Below are 21,035 nucleotides of genomic sequence, written 5' to 3'. Positions count from 1 at the left end.
TGCCTCCTTCTTAGATAGAACCGACCATTTGGAACATCGGCAACATAACCGACAGGTAAATCGCAATTACAACAAGACCGACGCACAAAAAGATAGACGGCTGTAAAATAGACAAGCTTCTCTTTATTTTCTTTTCTAGTAAAGTCTCACAAAAATGACTGAACAAGAATAGTTCTTGGGCTAGCCGGCCATTCGTTTCGCCATGACGAAGAATACGCGGAAGCTGAGGCACAAAGCAGGACATCTGTTCTGCTGCCTCTGCAAAAGACTGGCCTGTCACTAAACCGCTGTTTATTACTGAAGCAACATGGCGCAGTACCGGATGCATCGTCTGTTCTTGTAAGATTAGCAGCACTTCATTCACCGCAAAACCGCTCTTCAGCAAAGAGGAAACCTCCTTTGCAAATAGGCGCGTAAAGAGCAACGGAAAATAAGTGGAAGTGATAGGAGTTTTTATGAGCCAATGGATTTTACTTTGGGGAGTTTGTCTTTGATATTGAAAAAAGACAAACAGAGAAGCAACTGCCAGCACGACAGCAGCTAATAAAATAAAGGGCGGTCCTTTTTGTAAAAAGGTGATGAGCAGAAACGTACTGCCGCTAGGGGTAAAGTTAAGAGCCACATACAGCTCCTCAAAACGCGGCATTAAGAAATGGTTTAAAAGAAACAATAGCATAAATAAAAGAAAGAGCAGAAAGAGTGGATACTGGAGCAGCTTTACTAATTTTTCCTTCGCCTGTTCTGTCTTTTTCCAGTGCTCACCCGCATGTAGTAATGTTTCAGGCAGACGGCCATGCTTTTCGGCAAAGTACACTTGAAGACAAATCATGGACGGAAAATGAAGCATATGAAGAATTTCATTTAAAGGCGTACCCGCGTTTAGTTCAGTGCGAATTAATCGAATAGATTCACGATGATTACGATCAAAATTGATTAGTAAAAATTCAAGCGCGTCACCAATCGCAAACCCTTGATTTAGCATTTCTCCCAGCCTAAAAATAAATTCACCTTGATATCTTCCCGCTCTTCTCGTCTTCAAATACCCAGCGATCGTATTCAGTTTGAGAGAGATATCCAAGAGCAATCCCCTTCCTTAATAAATGTTTTAGCAACGGGTAATGGTATTGGCTCGCCTCTCCTTTCGCTTCATTTAACACGGCTTGCAAGTCTGTGCCGCTTAATATTTCGTATACAGTAGCTTGCCTGCGTTGTTTCTTTACAAGGCAATGAGGAGAACAATCCGCTCCGCATTTTGGACAAAGAAGATTAACAAGACGCTGTGCAGTAACCCCAATTAACGTTTGTTGGATCTCATGCCATTTTAGTCCAAACTCAAGTGTTGCGTTTCAACATGTTTGGCAACAGGAAGCGCGAAAAGGCGCATAGCATCAAGGTTCTGTTTCAACATATTTGGCACAGTAAAGTTCAAAGTTTGGCACAGCAACTAAAAATGTTCAACATGTGTGGCACGGAAAAAATCTTTTCCAACATGTTTGGCACGGCAAGAATCAAAGTTTGGCACAGGAAGAGTTTTTTTTCAACATGTGTGGCACCACAAAGAGAATTTTCACTTCTATTCTCCTCCTATCGATAAAGTACTCGGTTAGCGATTGCCTGCCGTAGTCTTTGCCCTCTTTTATTTCAAGTAAAAACGCCATTATATAAAAGTAACGGATTCGGTTTTGAAGTATAAAAAGGTAGTTCTTAGTTGAATTAGAATACCGATTAGTAAAATTTCTGAAAGTAAATTAGCAACAGAATAGAACACAAAAGATACTTGGGAAACTGGCCCCAAGTATTTTCTAATTTGATTAGCACTTTTTATTATTTCTTCCTTGTGTTGTACCTTTTTTCAAATAAAGTCCAAATCAAATAAATTAAAATCGATACACCAATTATTATAAAACCCGCATTTGAAATAAACTGAAAATCCCATTCTCTGACTGTTTTTTTATCTACACCAAAATAATTAAGTATTACATAATTCGAATCCTCGTAATCTAGAAAAAAGTACGAGATTGAACCTCCGATTATTATTCCACCAAGTAGTGATAAGAGTATCTTCTTCATAAATGAATCACCTCTGTATAATTCTACCATTTACCTTCTTTTAATTGTATTTGATATAAGCCCCTAATTCACCTCTTAATTTAGTAGGGTTATCTATAAATAATTTACAACTTTTAGATTGAAGTATAGGGAAGGTTAGTCGTTTAACGAATTCTTAATAGAAATATTTTTAAAAAAGTACTTTGAAATAATAGTTGAAGAAAGATTCTTCAGCTATCGTAAATCGATGATTCCTTTCAATTGGTGTTGCATTTCAACATGCGTGACACGGCAAAAAGAATTTTTACTCCTATTCTCCTCCTAAATTAATAAAGCGTTCGGTTAGCGGTTGCCTACTGCAACCTTTGCCCCCTTTTTATTTCATTTAAAAAAGCCACTTTTATATAGTGGCGCTTTCAGATTTAGATTAAAATCATCAAAAATAAGACCATCAATTGATATATTTAACTAAATAGGTAAAACAATTAATAATAAAAGGACCCTACATATTAGTCATCTAAAATGTGTGGTCCTTTATTTAGTTACCAATTGTATACATAGGCTATTCACTTGTTACTATTAACTTTCGTGTTTTGACATCATATATTTTATAACCAATTTCAAACATATGGTCTTTTGTAACGGTGACTTCACAATAATAAGGGATTGACTTTCCGTAAGCATCAAGTGCAGGAATATCATCGAAAGTAAACATTTCACCTGTATCGAGCATTTTAAATTCCGTTGCAGAAGAACGACCTGATGAATATATGTCAATGACACATTTCCCACTGACAACATCATATTCCTTTAACATCACATATTTTAGGCTTGGAAGAGTAACCACTAAAAGTAAAACACCAAGTAAAAAGGTTCCACAGGCTTTTCCTGCATTTAGTATTGTAAATTCTTCGTTATAATACATAGCAATAAAGGCAATTATCGCAGATATAACTAAAAAAGCTCCAACTGTGAGCGTAAAATAATAAAGGAACATTTTTTCACTTCCTATAAAAATTGAATGGAATGGAATACTACTATATGACGTAGCTCTCTTCCGCTAAATTGTCCGTTAATCGAATAAGGATTATAGCTCCATAAAATGTTCATTATGTTCTTTATTTTCTTGTTCTTGTACTTAATTGTTCTTTTGAGAGAGGCGATGTTGGCGTTTTGATTATTCTCATCCCGTTTAATCCTAGAGTCTACAAATGCTTTTTCCTGTTGATGTGGCTGCTGTTCTCTCTGTTATGGAGATATTTCATATACTTTGCAACAGGTTTAACAAGCAATCTGTTTGTTCCAATTAAGAGATTGCCTTTCTATTATCAACAGATATTTCTTCCACTCTTATAAAAACACTTCCAACCATTGATTATCTTTAATAATTATCTTTACTTATAATAATCATCGTCATTGTTGGTTGTTAAGATCCTCGCACCGAGGCTGTATCCCCTAACGCCCAAAATAACGTTCTTATCCATATTTTCATATTAAACAAACTAAACGGCATTTTTAACCTTTACTTTTTAATCAATCATGTAAATAAAAAGGATAATTAGCCTCATAATGGACTAACTATCCTATGAGTTATTATCTTATTTTAACAATTGACGGCCCTCTCCTCTTGTTTTTCTTTCCATACTTTCATTAAATTTTCATGATATTCCTTGGATTTTTCAATTAAATACCATTCAATTGAATGTGCAGGAGTAGGCATTAATTTTTTACGACGGACCCTGATCTTTTCGTGGTGAGTGTAGTGAGGATAAATAACAGTGGATCTCATATGAGTAATACTGCTTTTAGAAAACTTGATATCCTCAATTTCATCCCAATAAACCTTATTACCGTTTAAGTCGATCACAACCCCTTCACCATCCCAGCAGAATGCTTTATGCTGTCTCCTTTTGCTTAAAAGATAAAAGGCATAACCTAAAAATAAAAATGATAAGCACCATGTGCAAAGGAAGAGAAAAAGTTCTGAAAGAATTTCTTTTATATCTCCAATGGGTAATAGAAATATGATGATTCCAGCCAGCATAAAAGCGATTATTGGATACCAAGAAACTTTGTATATTTTCATTCAGTATACCCTCGCAATTTGACATATTTTTTATCTTTACATTTTAGCATATCAATTAACCGTGTAACAGCGGCCGTTATATTTAGATAAGGCAAACAGTTAAAACAGAAAGCACGCACATATTACATATATCCAACATGTACGTGCTCAAATGTCCTCGTTCTTTGAATAACTCTTTCCATTGATTGAACAAGGAGCTACTGACTCTTCAAGTTAATGCTTTCCGTTTTTCCATTCCAGTTATAGTTGTCTTTATCTTTTCATTTGGTCGAACAGGCAGTTAACACAAAAGAAAAAAGAACTAACGTTAGATCATTTTTAGCCATAGAAACCGTCCCACTGTTCTTAATACGGAGGGAGAGTTGGGAAAACGCAGATTTACAATGATAAGGAAGTTTTCACCCATAAAAAAAGCCGATTTCCATCTCAAGGAAACGGCTTTTGTAATTTAGTTTGTTCAACTAAAGCACCCTTTGGCTGAAGTAGGCTCGTAAATTTTTATTTTTTAACTTTTCTAATAGGAAAAAAGACAACTATTAATACAAATCCGACTACCAAAGTTACGAATGGGAATATAAAGGGGAAAAATATTGAAGGATAAACTTCCCAAGCGTCTGTATAATATCCAATCGAATAAGGAACCATAAAGCTATCATTAAGTAGTTTTGTTTGTAAACCATTACGCTCAGTGAAACTAAAAGATTTAGTGTTTAAATTTCCTTCTTCATCCAGTGAGTATAATGTGTACTTTAATTTCTCCGTGGGAGCTCCGCCAACTATATATCCATTAGGCATCTCTTTTTTAAATTCTCTTGTTTTTTTCAAAAGTACAATGAACTGGGTTTTGCTGCTTTTTTTATCTTCTAAGAGTAAATAAGCAATTTCTCCATAGTATCTATTTAAACCTTTTTCCTCCACTTTTATTGGATAATCTCTTAGTGTATCTATTTTCGCTCCATCTAATTCTAAGGATAAATCTGCCATTCTGATTTTATTACTCCAAGGGTCTACATAACCATCCTCATTTTTTAGTGTTTCCTTAATCTCTACAATATGTCCTTTAAAACGGAATGCGGATGAAGTGGGAGGAGAACCTTCGTTTACATTTGTAACCTTATACTCTCTATTCATTTTTTGATTATGAATAAGTTCCATTACCATTTTTGTGCTTAATGGCAGAGAAGTTAAAAGTAAAATCGTTCCCAGCAAAAAGAATATTAACTTTTTTTTCATAGCTGTTTCACCTCTAAGTTTTAACGCCTTTGGATGCACAAGTATAAATTCTATTCGCACTATCCTGCCTCGTTAGTGTAAATGAAAACCTTCAAGCTTTCAATAGGATAGAGCGTGTTTACACATAATAAAAGCATTGTTAAATTAAGACTTCGTAATGTCTCATAAGACTCATATCAAAATACTTATTGCCATAAATCCGCATTTATCCTGACGCTACCCCTTATACTTCAGTTAATCGCATTCTTCTTCCTATTAGTTGAAAAAGTCCGTATTTTTTCGTAAGCTAAGTTTGGAAATATATTCATTTTAACAAAGGGGGCTGAAAAATTGATAAAGGGATTGTACGAAGCACATCTGCCAGTAAGTGATCTTTCAAATTCGATAGATTTCTATAAGAAATTAGGGTTAGAGGTTGCTTACCAAAATGAAAACTTAGCTTTTTTATGGATTGAAAAAGGAAACAGTTGGTTGGGACTTTGGGAAACTGACAAAGTAAAAACACCTTATCATCCCTCATTAAGACATATTGCATTTAAAGTTGACTTAGAAGATATTAAACAAGCAAAAGAATGGTTAAAGCAGAGAGGAATTATGGTGCGAACATCTTTTGGCTTTCCCCCTGAAAAACAACCACTTGTATTGCCTAATAATCCACAAGCTCATTCAGCAATTTATTTTGATGACCCAGATGGAAACTCAGTTGAACTAATTACACCTTTACGATTGAACTTTGAAGAAGATTTTGAAATGATGACATTAGAAGAATGGTTTATTAAAAAGAAATAATTTTCTCTAAAACTCTTTTTATGGTTTATTTGGAACAGGTGCTTAAATTGAAGGTCACTATTGATTTCCAAGTTGACCACTTTTTATTGATCTTAAGGAATAGGGCGCAATTGTTGAATAAACCTTATATTTTCAAACGACTCTATTACTATATTTTTCAGTATAGTGAAGTATCTTACATCAAAATTAAACAACTATGTTTTTACCCCGTCCTAAATTCAGGACGGGGTTATGCTTGTTTAGCTTTTTAAATTAAATTACTTTATTGTGTTTTAACATAAATAATAGAACTTCCTAAAGTTCCTTAAAATATTCGACTGGATTCAATTCTCTTTTTTTGTGAAATCGCTTATTCTCTTCCTTCAGTCCTTTATTTTATCTTCTTAGGGAAAAAGCGACATCGTTTAAAGTGGATTCGCTAAATTAGGAAAAACCATAAGAACGAGATATCTAATCAAGGTACGAATGTATGGCACATTTTAAGGATGTTCTCTTTCAAATTGACCTCTCCACTCGCCCCTCTTCTTTTAAGCGCTTACTGAATCAAATCCAAAAATATCGTTGATGCTGCATATACTTTTCAGCTGGATAACTTCCAACTAAATAGGAACGGCCTTACCGCTCTACATCCTTTACAAACAAAATTAATGCAACCAACAATAAAGTCTTAATCTGCGATTCTATTAAAGGAGCCAGTTAGTTTTCTTACGTTATTTACCTATTGGCTTTTAAAACTGTTCTCTATATAGCGGATTATATTCTTTGAGAGCATTTGACATCTTAAAATTTGCTAATTCCCTCTAAAGTTATAGCTAGCACCTAAATTTAATCCGTGGTACTATTTTCTTACACGTGGCGATTATAGCGAGAAACTCACACCATGTATCTGTATCCTACGAAAACGATAACGAACACAAGAAGAACAAGCCAACCCTCTTTTTTTGAGAAAGTCGGGAGTTGGTCCTTTGTACCTTTATATATTGACAGCTTTGGTTTTAATGCAAGTCTTAGTTTCTGGAATCTCTTTTTCCGTTATGTTCAGAATAGCAACCTTTGCAGCCCAATCAACAGAAAACACCGATATAAAAGGTTACATCTACATTGGTTTCACCATTGGTTACATTTTAACTTTAGTTCTTATAGGGTTAGTAACTAAAATGGCATTGCATCCCGTTACTCAAGCTATGTGCATTAGCTTGTAACGATTGTATGTTGGCGAGTTCGCAAAGGATAGATGAATGAAAAAAGGATCCATATCCAACTAGAAAATTAAGTTTCTCAGCGCCTATCTTAGTTAGATATATCTAGTGAAAATAGGACATCGCCACGTCCACCAACTCATAATTCTTATTTTTTACGTCATACCCTTTTTATAAAGCGAAAAATTATTAAGCTGTCGTTGATAACAAATATGTTACTGTTAGCTGAGCGGTTAAAACATTTAACAACGCCGTAACTTGGTTAGACGAGTGGCACAATGTAAAACCTCCTGGGGCATTTTGATGAAGAAATTTTCCTTCCTTTGCCAACATTGAAGACGTAATTGATGATAATCCAGAAGAAAATACAGTTATTGGATTTGGAAATCATTTAACGAATGCTTCCAAATAGCTATATAGGAGAGTGTTATAAATGTCAGAAGTAAAATCGCCACGTGTATTTATATCATACAGCTGGACTACGCCTGAACATGAAGAATGGGTGTTAAACCTTGCGACTCGCCTTCATGCAGATGACGGAGTTGAAGTTATTTTAGATAAATGGGACCTAAAAGATGGTCATGAAATTTATTCTTTTATGGAGTCAATGGTAAGAGCAGATGAGAAAGGCGAAAGCATTGTTGATAAAGTTCTTTTAATTTGTGACAAGGGCTATCAAGAAAAAGCGGATAACCGTAAAGGCGGTGCTGGTGTAGAATCGCAAATCGTGTCCCCCGAAATCTATCAGGATATTAAGCAGGAAAAATTTATTCCTATTGTAGCGGAAACTGATGACAATGGAACCCCTTTTTTACCCACATATATAAAAGGAAGAAAATATATTGACTTATCATCTGATGAGAGGTTCGAACAAGGATATGAACAGTTACTGAGAAATATTTATCAAAAACCACAATATAGTAAGCCTAAGAAAGGTAATCCACCTGCCTGGTTAAACGAAGGAGAAGTTCCTTACTTTAGAACTAAAAATGTTTTAAAGCAACTTAGGGATGCTATTGATCGAAATCCAAAAAGATTTGGAGGTCTTAGCAGTCAGTTTATAGATACTTTTTTTGAATCATTGGATGAGTTACAAATTAAAGTTGAGGAAATGAAAGACGATCCTCCTCTCGATCAAATCATATACGATAAGGTTCATATTATGCTTCCTTTGCGAGAAGATTTTATTGAATTTGTTGAGCTTCATTGTTCTTATACCGAAAATCTTGATATAAATATGTTTACTGACTTTTTCGAAACTATCATTCGATACAGCGAAGCACCTACTGAATGGACCTCTTATCACCAGCTACAATTTGATCATTACAAATTTTTAATCCATGAACTATTTTTATATCTAATAACCATACTACTTAAGAAGAAACGGTACCAAGACACGGCCCAATTAGTAAACAGACCATACTTTTATCGAACAAGGAGCCGTTCTGAGTTATATCAAGGAACTTTCGGGGACTTTCGTCAGTATTCCCGAGCGCTAAATGAAATTCGTAAAGCGCGTTTAAATTTAAATCGAATTAGCATAACAGCTGATTTGCTAGTTCAGAGGGCCACTAAAAAGTATCCAAAAGAAGCGATTGTGGAGACCGATATGCTTCTATACTATATTGACAAAACCCGAGAAGGAAACAATTCATTTTTTGGTTGGTTTCCTGAAACTTATCCATATGCTTCTTTTAATAAAATTGAATTATTACAGCGATTAGTTTCTAAAAGGCACTTTGAACTTGTGAAACAGCTTTTTAATGTGGATCAACCTGAGACCCTAAAGGAAATGATTATTAAGGAAGAAGAAGCGAGAGCCAGAGGATACGAAGGAGGGACACGTATTCCCGTCATGAGATTTCATATCAATCCTCAAGATATCTGTACGTTGCCATAGAAACTATTTTTGTTTAAAAATGGTTCAGAACACATGGAGAGAAAATTTTAATTCCAAGCGCTTTAATTAATGATGGAAAATTAGAACATCAAAAATAATGATTATTTCTATACTTAAACAGCATCGGTGTTTAGCGCCGATGCTGTTTACATTAGTTCAAACTTCATTCCTTCAGAACACAAAGCGACATATTTATCATCGATTTAAACAATTCGTTTAACTCTTATCAAATGAAGCGTAAAACCAACCAAAAGGGAAATCCATTGTTAATTGATAAAAAGTTGTTTATTTCTCGTGTTCTTTGTTCGACTAACAGGACAAATTAGTTAAATAGCGATACATGCTGAAGTAGCGATAAGGATAAATAAAGATAAGCTGCTTTTAATGATTAACAAATAAAAGGGAATACTATTTATACCTACATTAAAGGGTGGTGATTCACATTGTTAAAAAAATTGCAGTAGTCGTATTTTTCTTGGTCCTATTCACAAACCAATTTGTTTTCGCAGCAAAAGACGAATACTTCTCAAGCAACAATCACAAGTACTTTATAAACGCTCAAGAATTTTACAAAATTAGCGGCTATAAAGAGGTCTCTAAATCAGAAATATCAGTGCGTAAGCTTATACTGGCTAAAGACCTCCCTTCGGTTACCAGCCAAATGAAGTGGAATAGCGAGAAAGAAAGACAAGCCAAGATAAGTGAAATAAAGGATCACTTGATCTATTTAGATCCACAAAGGCAGGTTTACTATTTTTTCTCGAAAAAAGGCGATCAGAAACAGGGGATAACAAAATATGCAGTGTTCGATGCTGAAACAAAGAAACTACTGACAATTGTAAAAATGACCGCTGAAAGTTACTAGTATCATTGGAAATTTAGCAAAAGGTAGATAAAACTAGAGAACTATTTTATATTTTAAACACCGTCCGAGCACTCGGGCGGTGTTATGTGTTCATGGCATAGCAATTAGATACCCTACATTCATCGATTGGGCGGACGTTCCAATCTCATCTTTCGGTTTATAAGCCGCAACGGTTCCATTTCTAGCAATAGCGAAATCAACGGTATCTTCTCAAACAAGGGATAATTTCGTTGCGTTCCCAATCATTGTAGTAGTAAGTTAATTGCATTCTTCTTCCTATTATATACTCCTGTATTATTGGTTAAATAAGAGAACTTCCTAAAGTTCCTTGAAATATTCAACGGGATTCAATTCTCTTTTTTGTGCAATCACTTATTCTCTTCCTTCAGTCCTTTATTTCATCTTCCGAGGGAGAAATCGATATCGTTTGAAGTGGATTCGCTGAATTAAGAAAAGCCATAGAAAAAAGATATCTAATCAAAGTACGATTTGATCGCCATTTAAACTTTAGGGAAATTATGATAAAATCGGCATGAATCTTTAGAGAAAGTGAAATCGCTGATAAGTTTTTGCAAAACATTCTTGACGATAAAAACTTCATCAAGTGAATTTAACAAAAAGAAACAATAAACGGTTAATTAAACAGATCGAAATTGTGGTGAAGGTGAAATCTATTGGATAAATTGGAGCGATTATTTAATAAACAGGACTCTGCGATATAGGCAATTTAAGAATTTAACAAGAATGAAAAAGGAATTACTAAATGGTAAATTTATTTAATAAATGGGCTTTTTATTTAAGTTTGCTTTGGCTGATACTTTCAATACATTTGGTTTATTCATCTTTATACGTTACTTGGTCATATGCACCCCCATCGTATGTTCTTTGGTTTTTGTCGGTACTAACACTTATTTTAGGGCTGATTGGTTTTAAAGATAAAACTAATTCAGCATCAAAATTGAGAAGCTGGTTTACTGTGATTATTTCTTCAATACTTGCATTAGTTCTATTCTTAGGAGTCATAAGACTTGTAATTATTTCAGAGGAAAAAATCAGCAGCACACATTCGCCTGATGGTAAATATACTATAAATCTTTATTTAGTAAATGGAGGAGCAACAACCGCTTATGAAGTTTTAGGTGTAATAGATGGTCCACTTTGGTTTAGTAAGAAAATATATAATGATTATAGAATGGACCAAGCTGACGTTGAATGGAAAAACAATTATACTATTGCAATTAATGGACATATACTAAATTTAAAAAGAGGAGAAACATATTCAGATTAGATAACAAAACGCAGGATTAAGAACCTAACGGATTTACTTGTGAGTGCAAAACAGCAAATCGTCATTAATATCTAACTATTAATCGCAATTGTTTCACCATTGAATTCACAGTATATTTCATAGAAAAAAGGCTTGGATTTTTCTTAACGGGTTCTCTTTTGGGGGACAAAAATTAAAAAACCATCAAAAATAGTAAGTAGTTTAACACACAAAAAAGCATCGGTATTAGCATAACGGGTTCGGTTGATGGGGAGAAAACGCATAAACGCAACTGAATTAGTAACCCAATTAGCATATGATTTAAACAACAATTAACAGTAGAAAAAGCAAATCAAAAACGCACAGTTCTTCACGTCTGTGCGTTTTTATATGCCATATTTTCTTGTTAGGCTTTGCGTATCAAACGCGAGTGTTATTGAAAGTTATACTCCTATTTATCAAGATTCGGATTGTGTTTCTCTGGTAAGTATTTTTTTCTTAACTCGTTTTGCCCTTTTAGATGCTTCTTGTATCTTTCTTCTATCAGTTCTTCCATACTTTTATCTTTATATTTCAAATGATTTTTAATGATTTCGTCTGCTCTCACATTGCCCGCCCCTTCCATCGATATTAGTAAATTCCCTTACTTACTTTTTGTTCTTCGACCTGTCCTGTTCGTTGAATAATTAATCTACTTATAATCTATTTAAACACATAATACCTTATAACCCTCTAAATATTCACTCGTTTCAAATAAGTTATTTTTACGGTAGCCGTTCCATCCAACCATTTAACAAGCGTTTTAACAAGGTAATTAGCAATGGCACATAAATTTATGTGCTGTTGCTAATTCGCCTACCAATTATAGTGAGAATTCTCTCAAATAAACAGTCCAAACATTGATATAACAACAAAAACAGGGACACCAATTCACATGCGAATAGTGCCCCCAAATGCTATGTTATTTAATGTTTTCTCCCCATCAACCGAACCCGTTAGTATTAGCACTGATGCTTTTATATTGATGTTACTTTTTCAGCATATTTAATAGTAATTACTTATTCTTTTTTATTCAAATCAAAACGGGCTATTTCTTCGTTGTCCAATAATACAATTAAAGTCGCCTCTAAAGCATGATTTCTTAATTTCTCTAATTGTTGTTTAGATGGAACAAGAAGAGCCTCAGTAGTTTCTTCATCAACACCTAAATCATAATGCAGAATAAATTGTCCCTCTGTATTAGGTTCAAGGATACCAACATAGGAACTTCCGTAACCCAAACCACTATTATCATATTCCTTTGGATTAAAAATATTAAACCCCATTACTTCCTTGGAAACAGTCAATAATTTTTCGTTTGGTTGAATTTTAACTGTGAAAAGGTTGGTTGTATCTCCAAGTTTCTTACTTCCTTCGTTTTTAATTGTAAAAGTGTAATACAACGTTGTAGGTACAACTTCTTTCCCTGCTTTCTCGCCTTGTTGTAAAATCATCGCACCAGTCTTACCTTTATCGTTGATAATGTCCACTTTTTTATTTGTAAGTTTCAAAGATGGTTCAGATGAACAAGCAGTTAAAATTGCTATAACTGATATTAAAGTTAAAAGTACAATAAATCGTTTCAATTGTTTACCCCCTTTTTTATATTTTACTATTTATTCTATTATATCCTTTATTTTACATGAGGGGGTAATTTTTATAACGACAGATTCATCTTAAATATAAAATATCTTCTATTGTAAAAACTTTTTCTGTAATTCCTAACCGTTGTGCAGGACTAAGTTTCTTCTTATCTCTAGATTTGTAAGGCAAACAAAAATTATAGTACGTTCTGAGAATAGTCAGAGCCATTTGTGCATATTTTGGATTGAAATTGGAATAGGTATAACTTTTCTTGTCACCTCTCGCAGTAGTTAAAGGTCGTACTAAATCTGATAACTTTCTCCGAATTTGTTGGATGAAAAAATTAGTTGCGTGGTCATTTACATTGAGTATCATTTTTGCCACTTGTTCTGGCTCCAACGAAGACAAATCAGTAGTGCAATCTACTTTTGAGAATCCTTTGTCTATTGAAGTATTCAACTGGGGCTTTTTGTTTTTTCATTGAATAACTTCCCAGACCAAAAATCAATAAGATAGTTCCACCACTTCAAAGAGTCTGGTTTTAAATATTTAATAAAAAAATCATGCTCCTGTTTGTCAGTGAGGCTAAGTTGAATATCTTCCAAAAGTCCAATCGTCGCTAGTTCCTTAACAAATTCATCACCTTGTATGTGTAAAAGCTCGATTACTTCAAAGACAGGTTCAAATTCTTCAGTTTCGTTAAGTCTATATAATTCAATTACATGATTCGTAAAATCAGCAACATCAATATAAAGTAATTGTTCATCCCCATCCTCATAATTTTCTTCCAAATATTTTTCCCATCTCTTAGTGTATGAAGGACAAGCACTTAATAATAGACCCATAACTTGTTCTTTAGTTATTTCCTTTTTCAACCTTATCACCTCTTTATATTCAGAAATATATTAACATAAATAACCAATTCCTTTTATAAAAAGGCTCTGTTAAATTTTAATGTTGACAACACGCAAAATTAAAAAAGGATTTATTTCAAATTCTTGTATGCCTGGGACAGTCTGCAAAGGGGACTAATTATGGCATTGAAAGCCATGAACGATTGAAGGTAAAAACAATAAATGACGAAGAGGTAATTGTTCTTGTTCATGGCGGCATTGGTTATTTGCGTAACGACTACGGTGAGTCAGGAAAAGAGCTTTTAGTAGAGGTTTCTCTAGAGAACAAAGATGGTCACTGGACTATTGTAAAAATGGACGAATATACTGAACATGAATACAAAGCATGACTTAAGGAAAAGAAAAAGCAATAATAGTACAAGAAATGCTTGGAATTCCAAGCGCTTCTTCTCGTTTTTATGAAAAAATGAGTGAATAACCAATTCTAATACTTATTTCATTGCATTAAGGTCAACAGTTTCATTATAAACTTTCCCATCGGTTTCCCATTGAATTAAAACAGACATTTCATCAATTTTTTCTTTTAGATTTTCATAATTGTCCCCTTTATTAAGGCTACCGCTGCCACCGCCAATTTTAAACTCCTTTATATTTTCCTCGTAATGTTCTACTGTTCCTGACGAACCAGTAGGAAAACCATTCGGATAAGAATATTTAAATTCAACTTTTTTAGGAGGATTATCTTTTAAATAGACCATATTTCCATTGTCATTAAGCATACTTCCTTCCAACTTATAAGCAATAGAAACCTTCCAATATTGACTTTTTCCTTTAGCTATAATTTCATTGTTCGTTGAATTACAACCTGAGAGTATAATTATTGAAAATAAAACTATTGATAATAAACTTTTCTTCACTGTTTCCCACCTCCATACTTGCTTATAATTTTTCTTTGAAAATTTATTAGTTAGCTTTAACAAAGTTTTCTCACAATCTATCAATTTATTTCATAATAATTGTTCCCTTTCCTTTTAAAAAATAAGTTCACTTGATATTAAGTGAACTATCTTAGATATACTATATTTTTTGAATTACCCTTGTTATTAGTAATTCCTAAATGTCTCACAGGGATAAGTTCTTTTTCACCGACTGATTTATAAATTTCACAAAAGTTGTAGAATGTTCTTAAAATGGTTAATATATACTGTTGTCACTCGCGCTCATCAATGATATTCAAAGGATAGATAATAATTAGGAACTACCCACTGTGTGATAGTTTCCGATATAATTTATTAGGTTATTCCTCTTTACAGCAGTTTTCACATTCAAATTCAATCCAAGAATTCAGTAACTTCTTTCCACAAACTTCACAATTCCTATCTCCTGCATACCAATATCCAGTCTTATTAAATAACTCAATACTTTTCTCCTAATGAATATATTCTTCGTGCATTGGAGGATACAAATCACCCTCTTCATCAACAGGAGGTGAAGGTTCATTCCCCAATAAATATCCAATGTTTCTTTTTGAGGGCAATATGCCGATATTCTTCCATTAAAAGTATGGGGATTGCCAACAATATAATGCTTCCCTTCACAATGACCTTCTAATTCAAACCAAAGTTCTTTTTCGAACTCAATATTACTCAATCAAATCCCGCCTTTTGAAAACTTATTAATATTTTTGTTTAAACAATAAATTTAGATAATCGTAGGTATCTGTTATTTTAAATACCGATGATGACAACGATAATTCCTTTATATTTTGTTTAGTGTTTTCGTTACTACTACTATCCATAATTAAGAACCAAGCAAGGTAACTTTGCCAAAATCAGGCTGCATTTCGCAATAGACAAGGCAGAAGATTTTGCATCTTCTACTTTCAATCATTATACTGTAAGGTCTCTTCCTGGAGTACAACAAAAAAGCCAACAAATCACTTTTAACATCATCTGTTCTTATTAGATTCCTATTTACTATTTTTCCTACGAAACTTATAATTTACATACGTTCACCATATGAAATAGGAGTAAGTTGTTTATGAAAAAATTTAAATTCTTTGTTCTTCAAACTGTACTGCTTAGTGTGTTATATGTTCTCAATTTTTGTCTTGATAAATATTTAGACTCCCCATTTACTCGTATTGATCTAATATCAGCATGTATATACTTACTTCTTGTCGCACTAATTTGGAAACCAATAGGTCAGCTTTATAAACACTTCAGTGACATTCGCTATCCAATTAAGGTTCTACTTTCTATACCAGCCTTTATCTTACCGAGCTTATTACTGCTATTCCTTCTGTCTCTATAATTGGAGAAGCAATGTTATAAGTTTTTTGCGTTTCCTAAACACTTTGTGTAAACAGGCTCAATCAACTGTCCTCTTCTAAATACTACTATTCTCTATTTACTAAGCGTGTAATGTAATTCCCATTTTTACTAAGATAAATTCTTTTGTAAGGAGATTATTATGAGAACCTCTGTACCCTGTCCAAATTGTCAAAAAGCAATAACGCTTGATGACTTTGAGGATTTTTCATCACCTTTTACAATGAAGTGCCCGTACTGCAAAGCCAAATTAAAAGAAACAAAAGTAACCCCATTTCTTTTGATCGGTTTGATAGCCATAATACCTTTATTTATTTACTTAACAGAAATATTAATATCTTTGCTATCTCGCGTAATACCTGTTATTGAAAAAACACCTTCCTTTATCGTCTTTATTGGGCTGCTATATCCTTTATATGCCCTATATGAGCGGGTTAATGGACTTATTATGTTTAATAAGGGTAATTTACATTTGAAAAAACGACAGTGATAAGCACAGCATTTTCAAAAGACAGGAATGAAAATATGCAAAATAAATTAGGCAGTATTTTTCTTAGGAAATTAATTACTACGTTTGTTGCTACATTGATCACCTCTATATTCATCACTTTTTTTACTTTGAAAGATAGTGATTCAGAAATCACCTATAACCTTGGAAATGAATTTTTGGGGTGGTCCTCTGTTTTTATTATGTATGTAGGAGGAATTATCTTAATATACGGCAGCATAGTATCGATTGGAATAGAGTATTTGCAAAGAAAATGGTTTAAAAAACATGACTGGCTCTATGTGTTGTTACATGGCATATTTGGATTAGCAAATGGTTTATTGTTTCAATATTGGATCCTTGCTTTACATGGCATGTTAGCTGCCTTATTATACGCATGTGTAGATAGATGGTTATATAAAAGAGCTTCAAAGAATAAGAAGTCTATAAAAATGTTTTTTCTCGCCCCACTTCTTATATATGGGGTATGTTGGGGGTATTTTTATTTAATCTCCCCTCCTCTTCCGCCTTTTACAAAGGAAGATGCCATTCAATCGGCTACGGAAGGAGAAGGCACTATTACCGATGGCTTCCCTAAAAAAGAGGGAAAATGGGCAGGAATAATTAATGGGTATCAAGTAGAAAAAGAAACATCAGTGAAAGAAACAAAAAAAGAAAGATACTTGGTAACGCTTAAAGAAAAATGGAGCAAAGGAAATAAAAAAGGAGATTGGACCTTCTCTTATCAAGTAGATCGTTCTACCTTAAGCCTTTATAAAGAAGAAGGCGAAATGCCTCCCTACTATAAATGAGTTTAAAGATCATTCGTAGCAAATAAAAGTAAGTACACAGGGTTTGGATTAGTCCAAATAAGGATAAATTAGAAATTGTTCAAGGTGAAGATCAGTACGCCCAATTATCAAAAGAACAATCAGTAATAATGTTTGAAATTATCACAGGTGATAATTTATCGGGACTAAAATAAATGAAGTAGAAGAAAAAGGAGCGGGTTTCCGCTCCTTTTACACGTTATTTTGTATGTTGATTGTATTGCTGAAAATGAACTAAATAAACTGTTTCTCAATGCTATCTGGTGTTTTGTACTTCTGAACCAAACTTGTTAGTGTTTTATCCAGCTTCTTTTATCAATTGATAAAATGGAATAAAGGGTTCTGCCTTTTCATTGAAGAAGAAATTTTTGAGTTCATGGAACGCTTTTCGGGCTTCCGTATGACCAAGTCCTTTTAGTGATTGTATTTCTTTTATTCCATCTAATTTAAAACGATCTTTTGGCATTATAACATCATACCTATGTACAAACTCATGACCTGCTAACAGTTTTGCTGTTCCTAAACTTTGAGAGGATTGTGCAGTCATAAATGTGTCCGCCAATTTTAGAGCCCAATAACCTGCTCCTAATCCAAACTTCCTTCCCCAATTAACAGAGAACGGTTCTGATGTGCAACCGATACTTAACACCTGAAATTCACCTGGCTTCCATCCGAGGACACCAATTGCTTCAACAACTGCGGTACCAACTGGGTTATTCGCCCACATTCCCCCGTCAACTAAGGATGTCCCACTTTCTGATATCTTACTCGGAAAAAAGGTTGGAGCAGCAGAAGTTGCTAGTGCAGCTTCCGTTATTTTTTCCTTATAATCATTTCTAAACCGTTCATGATGTGCAGTTTTATAAATATGAACTTCTCCTGTATCAAGATTCATGGACGGTATAACAACCCGTGTCTTACATTCGCCAATTCGTTTTTCTCCGAAGCAATTTTTTAAAGCTTCTTTAAGCGGCTCTTGACTGTATTTTGCAAGCGGTAGCCAACGCAATGCTCGCAACAATTTATTTCCTTTGAAAATATTAGGACCCTCTTGTTCATAAAAAGAAACAACTTCTTTTGCACTCATGCCACTTGCAAGCCCTAAAGCAATGATTCCTCCAGTTGACGTTCCAACAATAAGATCAAAATATTCCCCAATGTTTTCACCAATAGAATCCTCTAGGGAAGCAAGAAAAGAAGCTGGGAACACTCCTTTTATACCTCCTCCATCAATTGACAGCACTCTCTTCACTTAATTCCCTCCTTTTTTTCTTCGGTCTGAAGTGTTCCCCTCCACCAAGCCAAGCTCCAGTTGCATGCCACATTTCATAGTAATATAACCATAGGCTTGTCCAAGGGACGATAGTGTCTGCGATAAACGTTTCTTTTGTCCATTCCTTTTTTCTTGGTTGAAATAGACACAATTTTTCTTCTGGATAAATATGAGGGATCGCTTCATCCTCTCGCCTTTTTAACTTCGGCGAGAGAACGATTATTTCGGGTTTCTTCATATCTAACGAATAAGATATTTGTATGGTATATGTAGCGCTCATTTCTGTGGGTTTAAGATTCCCTGTCCATATAACGGTGTTTTTCTTCCAACTCACTTCAAAACTTGGGAATAACTTTTCCATCGCAATGACTTGTTTTGACAAAGACAATTTATTATTAAACCAAACCTTTTTACTCGCCATAAAACGTGTTCTTCCTTAATGGGATAACTGGTTCTTTCGCCGCTGCAACAAGCAGTCCCGAGGAGCCAACAACACCCAGCACTTGTTTTTTTCGGGCTTTTTCCATAAATTCAGCCTGCTCTTTTAGGCTTTCATTAATAATGCTCTCTCCAAACATTACTTTTAGTTCTTTTGCGATTTCATCGATACCTTGAATTTTATTAAGTTCAGACCAATGTTGTTTGAAGTCGCGGACAAAACTCACAAATGAATGGTACAATTTAGGTTTCCCGTCCCAACGTTCACTTAAATCTTCTTGTTTATTGGTAGGGTTTACTACAATCAACCTGCCTTCTCTTGGAATATTGGCAAGTATTTTTTCTAGAATGACGTCAATCGCATCATTTACAGAAACTTGTCCATCGTAGTACTTTCCTGCAAGCGTTGTAAGAACAATACTGATTGGGGCAGAGTCTGGATCATCTTCAAAATAAATGTCACGATAACGCTTGATAAGTTGGACGGCACGTTTTAATGGTGGCTTACGGTTAGGATCATCATCTATTGGCAGGGGCTGTATGGACGCTACTGCTTTTTTCTCAAGGAGCACATTCCAATATTGTTCGGAGCGTTCATTAAGCCAAGCAGCATACCCTTTTGGATTGCTGTCTTTCCAGTCCTCTGCTTTCCTATCAGGCACTTTCACGTTTGTGTTATTGCCATTGTCTGTTGGGTGAGCTGGTAGGATATCCATGTGGAATTCATTGGCGTAGTTAAGCCGTACACAACGGTTCTTTCTTTCTACCATTTTCTTATAGGTGTCGTGTTCATTGAGGCGTCTTTCAATGGAGTCTAAAAGTTCGAGGGGATCTTTGCCTTGCCAGTTTTCTTTTATTTCACAGACGAGGTCTAGATCATACTCTTGTTGTTGTAGCGGTTTGACGGTGGTACTAATACTTAAGGAACCTTGCGGATATATATCCACATCTTTTCCTTTGAAGAATTTTTGGTCATCTGATAGCCAGATACCAACAGAATTGTAGCGTTGTTCTGCTAGTTTCCGTTGTGTTTTGCTGATTTGAAGCTTATGACCAACTCGTTGTAATAAATCATCCAACTGATTACTAAAACTATCGAACATATAATTCCCCCTTGAATCGAATATTTGTTCTTGCCTCCCTAATTATATCCTCGCAAGGAAAGTTTAGTCAACAACGAAATCAATATATAGTTAAAAATTAAAAAAATAAACACTATATGTAGTGTTTTTAAGGTATTTTCCTTGCCCAAGTCTATGTTAAATGCTATGTTTATTTATTTGATAGAAATATTTAGAAGCCCCCTATGGAAAGTATGTAAGTTCTCTCTCCTATTGAAATGGAAGAAATAACGGTGAGCGCTTAGTGCCTGTATTGTATCTTTTGATTCTGATAATCGGAATCATGAAATTTTAGTCTTGTTAAACAACAGGGGCTTTGTTTAATCGAAGCTCAATAACACTATCCATTTTTTAATAATCTTATACTCAGCTAAGGAGAGTAACTCCGTTTTGATCAACCTTTTTTCGAAATGGAGTTTTGCATTTGTTATTCAATAAGAGTTAGAGGGCAATAATTAACCAAGCTTTATTCGAGAGTTGCACTTTATTATCTCTTTATAGTAATGGGTTAAAATTAATATATTGAATGCTAAAAAAGAGCATTGAAATGGCGCTAACAAGTTCTCTTGATGGGGAATTGAAATAAAAACACCACTCTCCGCACCCTTTTCAGCAAATGATTTGAGATTAAAAAAGTATTAAAGAAGCAAAAAAGAGCATCGATTTTGATACTCTTTTTGTATGAAAACAT

Annotated in this window: 19 protein-coding genes and 2 pseudogenes; 7 read left to right on the top strand and 14 right to left on the bottom strand. The window is 34.2% G+C overall.

Translation table 11 applies throughout. From position 1 onward, the window contains the following. Window positions 1–10 precede the first annotated feature (10 nt). The 5 genes and pseudogenes from comGB to A8F95_RS02660 all read right to left on the bottom strand — a co-directional run bounded on the left by comGB (window position 11) and on the right by A8F95_RS02660 (window position 5,368). Window positions 11–1,078 carry a competence type IV pilus assembly protein ComGB gene (comGB, locus tag A8F95_RS02680; protein WP_065409108.1) on the bottom strand — a complete coding sequence of 356 codons (1,068 nt, stop codon included), beginning with the start codon at window positions 1,076–1,078 and terminating at the stop codon, window positions 11–13. Then, window positions 1,005–1,322 (bottom strand): annotated as a pseudogene (locus A8F95_RS23460) (ATPase, T2SS/T4P/T4SS family); the annotation flags it as partial. The gene comGB and the pseudogene A8F95_RS23460, both read right to left, overlap by 74 nt. Before the next feature lie 1,289 nt (window positions 1,323–2,611). Then, complete coding sequence (locus tag A8F95_RS02670; RefSeq protein WP_065409106.1) at window positions 2,612–3,046, bottom strand: hypothetical protein; 435 nt, start codon at window positions 3,044–3,046, stop codon at window positions 2,612–2,614. Between the two features lie 606 nt (window positions 3,047–3,652). Continuing rightward, window positions 3,653–4,135, bottom strand: coding sequence for a hypothetical protein (locus A8F95_RS22910; RefSeq protein ID WP_245671061.1), 483 nt, complete (start codon window positions 4,133–4,135; stop codon window positions 3,653–3,655). Between the two features lie 498 nt (window positions 4,136–4,633). Further along, the gene (locus A8F95_RS02660; protein WP_065409105.1) at window positions 4,634–5,368 is read right to left on the bottom strand and encodes a hypothetical protein; all 735 of its coding nucleotides are present in this window, start codon (window positions 5,366–5,368) and stop codon (window positions 4,634–4,636) included. A 330-nt stretch (window positions 5,369–5,698) separates the two neighbouring features. Here A8F95_RS02660 and A8F95_RS02655 point away from each other — a divergent pair, with 330 nt between their 5' ends. The 5 genes from A8F95_RS02655 (at window position 5,699) to A8F95_RS22265 (ending at window position 11,409) form a co-directional block, all read left to right on the top strand. Then, window positions 5,699–6,157, top strand: coding sequence for a VOC family protein (locus A8F95_RS02655; RefSeq protein ID WP_065409104.1), 459 nt, complete (start codon window positions 5,699–5,701; stop codon window positions 6,155–6,157). 980 nt (window positions 6,158–7,137) lie between these two features. Next, window positions 7,138–7,359, top strand: coding sequence for a hypothetical protein (locus tag A8F95_RS02650; protein ID WP_218060657.1), 222 nt, complete (start codon window positions 7,138–7,140; stop codon window positions 7,357–7,359). A gap of 430 nt (window positions 7,360–7,789) precedes the next feature. Beyond that, window positions 7,790–9,256, top strand: coding sequence for an SEFIR domain-containing protein (locus A8F95_RS02645; RefSeq protein ID WP_065409102.1), 1,467 nt, complete (start codon window positions 7,790–7,792; stop codon window positions 9,254–9,256). Window positions 9,257–9,689: 433 nt separating this feature from the next. Then, the gene (locus A8F95_RS02640) at window positions 9,690–10,121 is read left to right on the top strand and encodes a hypothetical protein (RefSeq protein WP_176713597.1); all 432 of its coding nucleotides are present in this window, start codon (window positions 9,690–9,692) and stop codon (window positions 10,119–10,121) included. Between the two features lie 763 nt (window positions 10,122–10,884). Beyond that, on the top strand, window positions 10,885–11,409 hold the full coding sequence (locus tag A8F95_RS22265; protein WP_065409100.1) for a DUF5412 family protein: 525 nt from the start codon (window positions 10,885–10,887) through the stop codon (window positions 11,407–11,409). 430 nt (window positions 11,410–11,839) lie between these two features. Here A8F95_RS22265 and A8F95_RS22260 read toward each other — a convergent pair whose 3' ends face one another. The 4 genes and pseudogenes from A8F95_RS22260 to A8F95_RS02620 all read right to left on the bottom strand — a co-directional run bounded on the left by A8F95_RS22260 (window position 11,840) and on the right by A8F95_RS02620 (window position 13,886). Next, complete coding sequence (locus A8F95_RS22260) at window positions 11,840–11,995, bottom strand: hypothetical protein (RefSeq protein ID WP_176713596.1); 156 nt, start codon at window positions 11,993–11,995, stop codon at window positions 11,840–11,842. Between the two features lie 451 nt (window positions 11,996–12,446). Then, window positions 12,447–13,013 (bottom strand): hypothetical protein, encoded by a 567-nt coding sequence (locus tag A8F95_RS02630; RefSeq protein ID WP_077247178.1) that lies wholly within the window; start codon window positions 13,011–13,013, stop codon window positions 12,447–12,449. An 85-nt stretch (window positions 13,014–13,098) separates the two neighbouring features. Further along, window positions 13,099–13,455 (bottom strand): annotated as a pseudogene (locus A8F95_RS22905) (insertion element protein); the annotation flags it as partial. 11 nt (window positions 13,456–13,466) lie between these two features. Further along, entirely contained in the window at window positions 13,467–13,886 is a 420-nt protein-coding gene (locus A8F95_RS02620) for a DUF7674 family protein (protein ID WP_218060656.1), read from the bottom strand. Between the two features lie 182 nt (window positions 13,887–14,068). On the opposite strand from A8F95_RS02620, the gene A8F95_RS02615 reads away from it, so the two are divergent. Further along, a complete protein-coding gene (locus A8F95_RS02615) occupies window positions 14,069–14,254 on the top strand; it encodes a hypothetical protein (protein ID WP_065409097.1) in 186 nt (61 codons plus the stop codon). Window positions 14,255–14,356: 102 nt separating this feature from the next. On the opposite strand, the gene A8F95_RS02610 is transcribed toward A8F95_RS02615, so the two are convergent. Beyond that, window positions 14,357–14,782, bottom strand: a complete 426-nt coding sequence (locus A8F95_RS02610; protein ID WP_065409096.1) for a hypothetical protein — start codon at window positions 14,780–14,782, stop codon at window positions 14,357–14,359. A gap of 427 nt (window positions 14,783–15,209) precedes the next feature. Beyond that, a complete protein-coding gene (locus A8F95_RS02605; protein WP_065409095.1) occupies window positions 15,210–15,515 on the bottom strand; it encodes a hypothetical protein in 306 nt (101 codons plus the stop codon). A 1,205-nt stretch (window positions 15,516–16,720) separates the two neighbouring features. Between A8F95_RS02605 and A8F95_RS02590 the strand changes: the two genes are divergently transcribed. Then, window positions 16,721–17,494, top strand: a complete 774-nt coding sequence (locus A8F95_RS02590; RefSeq protein WP_065409092.1) for a hypothetical protein — start codon at window positions 16,721–16,723, stop codon at window positions 17,492–17,494. A gap of 316 nt (window positions 17,495–17,810) precedes the next feature. Here the strand turns inward: A8F95_RS02590 and A8F95_RS02585 are convergent, their stop codons facing one another. Genes A8F95_RS02585 through A8F95_RS02575 form a run of 3 tightly spaced genes read right to left on the bottom strand, consistent with a single transcriptional unit; the run spans window position 17,811 to window position 20,326 of the window. Then, complete coding sequence (locus A8F95_RS02585; protein WP_065409091.1) at window positions 17,811–18,764, bottom strand: CBASS cGAMP-activated phospholipase; 954 nt, start codon at window positions 18,762–18,764, stop codon at window positions 17,811–17,813. Next, window positions 18,742–19,206: a type II CBASS E2 protein gene (locus tag A8F95_RS02580; RefSeq protein WP_065409090.1), complete on the bottom strand. Its 465-nt coding sequence runs from the start codon at window positions 19,204–19,206 to the stop codon at window positions 18,742–18,744. The genes A8F95_RS02585 and A8F95_RS02580 overlap by 23 nt, the downstream gene beginning before the upstream one ends. Continuing rightward, window positions 19,196–20,326: a nucleotidyltransferase domain-containing protein gene (locus A8F95_RS02575; RefSeq protein ID WP_065409089.1), complete on the bottom strand. Its 1,131-nt coding sequence runs from the start codon at window positions 20,324–20,326 to the stop codon at window positions 19,196–19,198. Before A8F95_RS02575 ends, A8F95_RS02580 begins: the two co-directional genes overlap by 11 nt. Window positions 20,327–21,035 lie beyond the last annotated feature (709 nt).

This window comes from Pseudobacillus wudalianchiensis (genome assembly GCF_001685015.1).
GTDB lineage: Bacteria > Bacillota > Bacilli > Bacillales > Domibacillaceae > Pseudobacillus > Pseudobacillus wudalianchiensis.
Note: the sequence above shows the minus strand (reverse complement) of the source record. Positions and strands in the feature narration are given on the sequence as shown.

Bases quoted from the DNA above. Each gene is read 5' to 3' on its own strand.
- A8F95_RS02660 (WP_065409105.1), bottom strand. From the start codon at position 5,368: ATGAAAAAAAAGTTAATATTCTTTTTGCTGGGAACGATTTTACTTTTA.
- A8F95_RS22910 (WP_245671061.1), bottom strand. From the start codon at position 4,135: ATGAAAATATACAAAGTTTCTTGGTATCCAATAATCGCTTTTATGCTG.
- A8F95_RS02590 (WP_065409092.1), top strand. From the start codon at position 16,721: ATGCAAAATAAATTAGGCAGTATTTTTCTTAGGAAATTAATTACTACG.
- A8F95_RS22265 (WP_065409100.1), top strand. From the start codon at position 10,885: ATGGTAAATTTATTTAATAAATGGGCTTTTTATTTAAGTTTGCTTTGG.
- A8F95_RS02645 (WP_065409102.1), top strand. From the start codon at position 7,790: ATGTCAGAAGTAAAATCGCCACGTGTATTTATATCATACAGCTGGACT.
- A8F95_RS02580 (WP_065409090.1), bottom strand. From the start codon at position 19,206: ATGGCGAGTAAAAAGGTTTGGTTTAATAATAAATTGTCTTTGTCAAAA.
- A8F95_RS02670 (WP_065409106.1), bottom strand. From the start codon at position 3,046: ATGTTCCTTTATTATTTTACGCTCACAGTTGGAGCTTTTTTAGTTATA.
- A8F95_RS02575 (WP_065409089.1), bottom strand. From the start codon at position 20,326: ATGTTCGATAGTTTTAGTAATCAGTTGGATGATTTATTACAACGAGTT.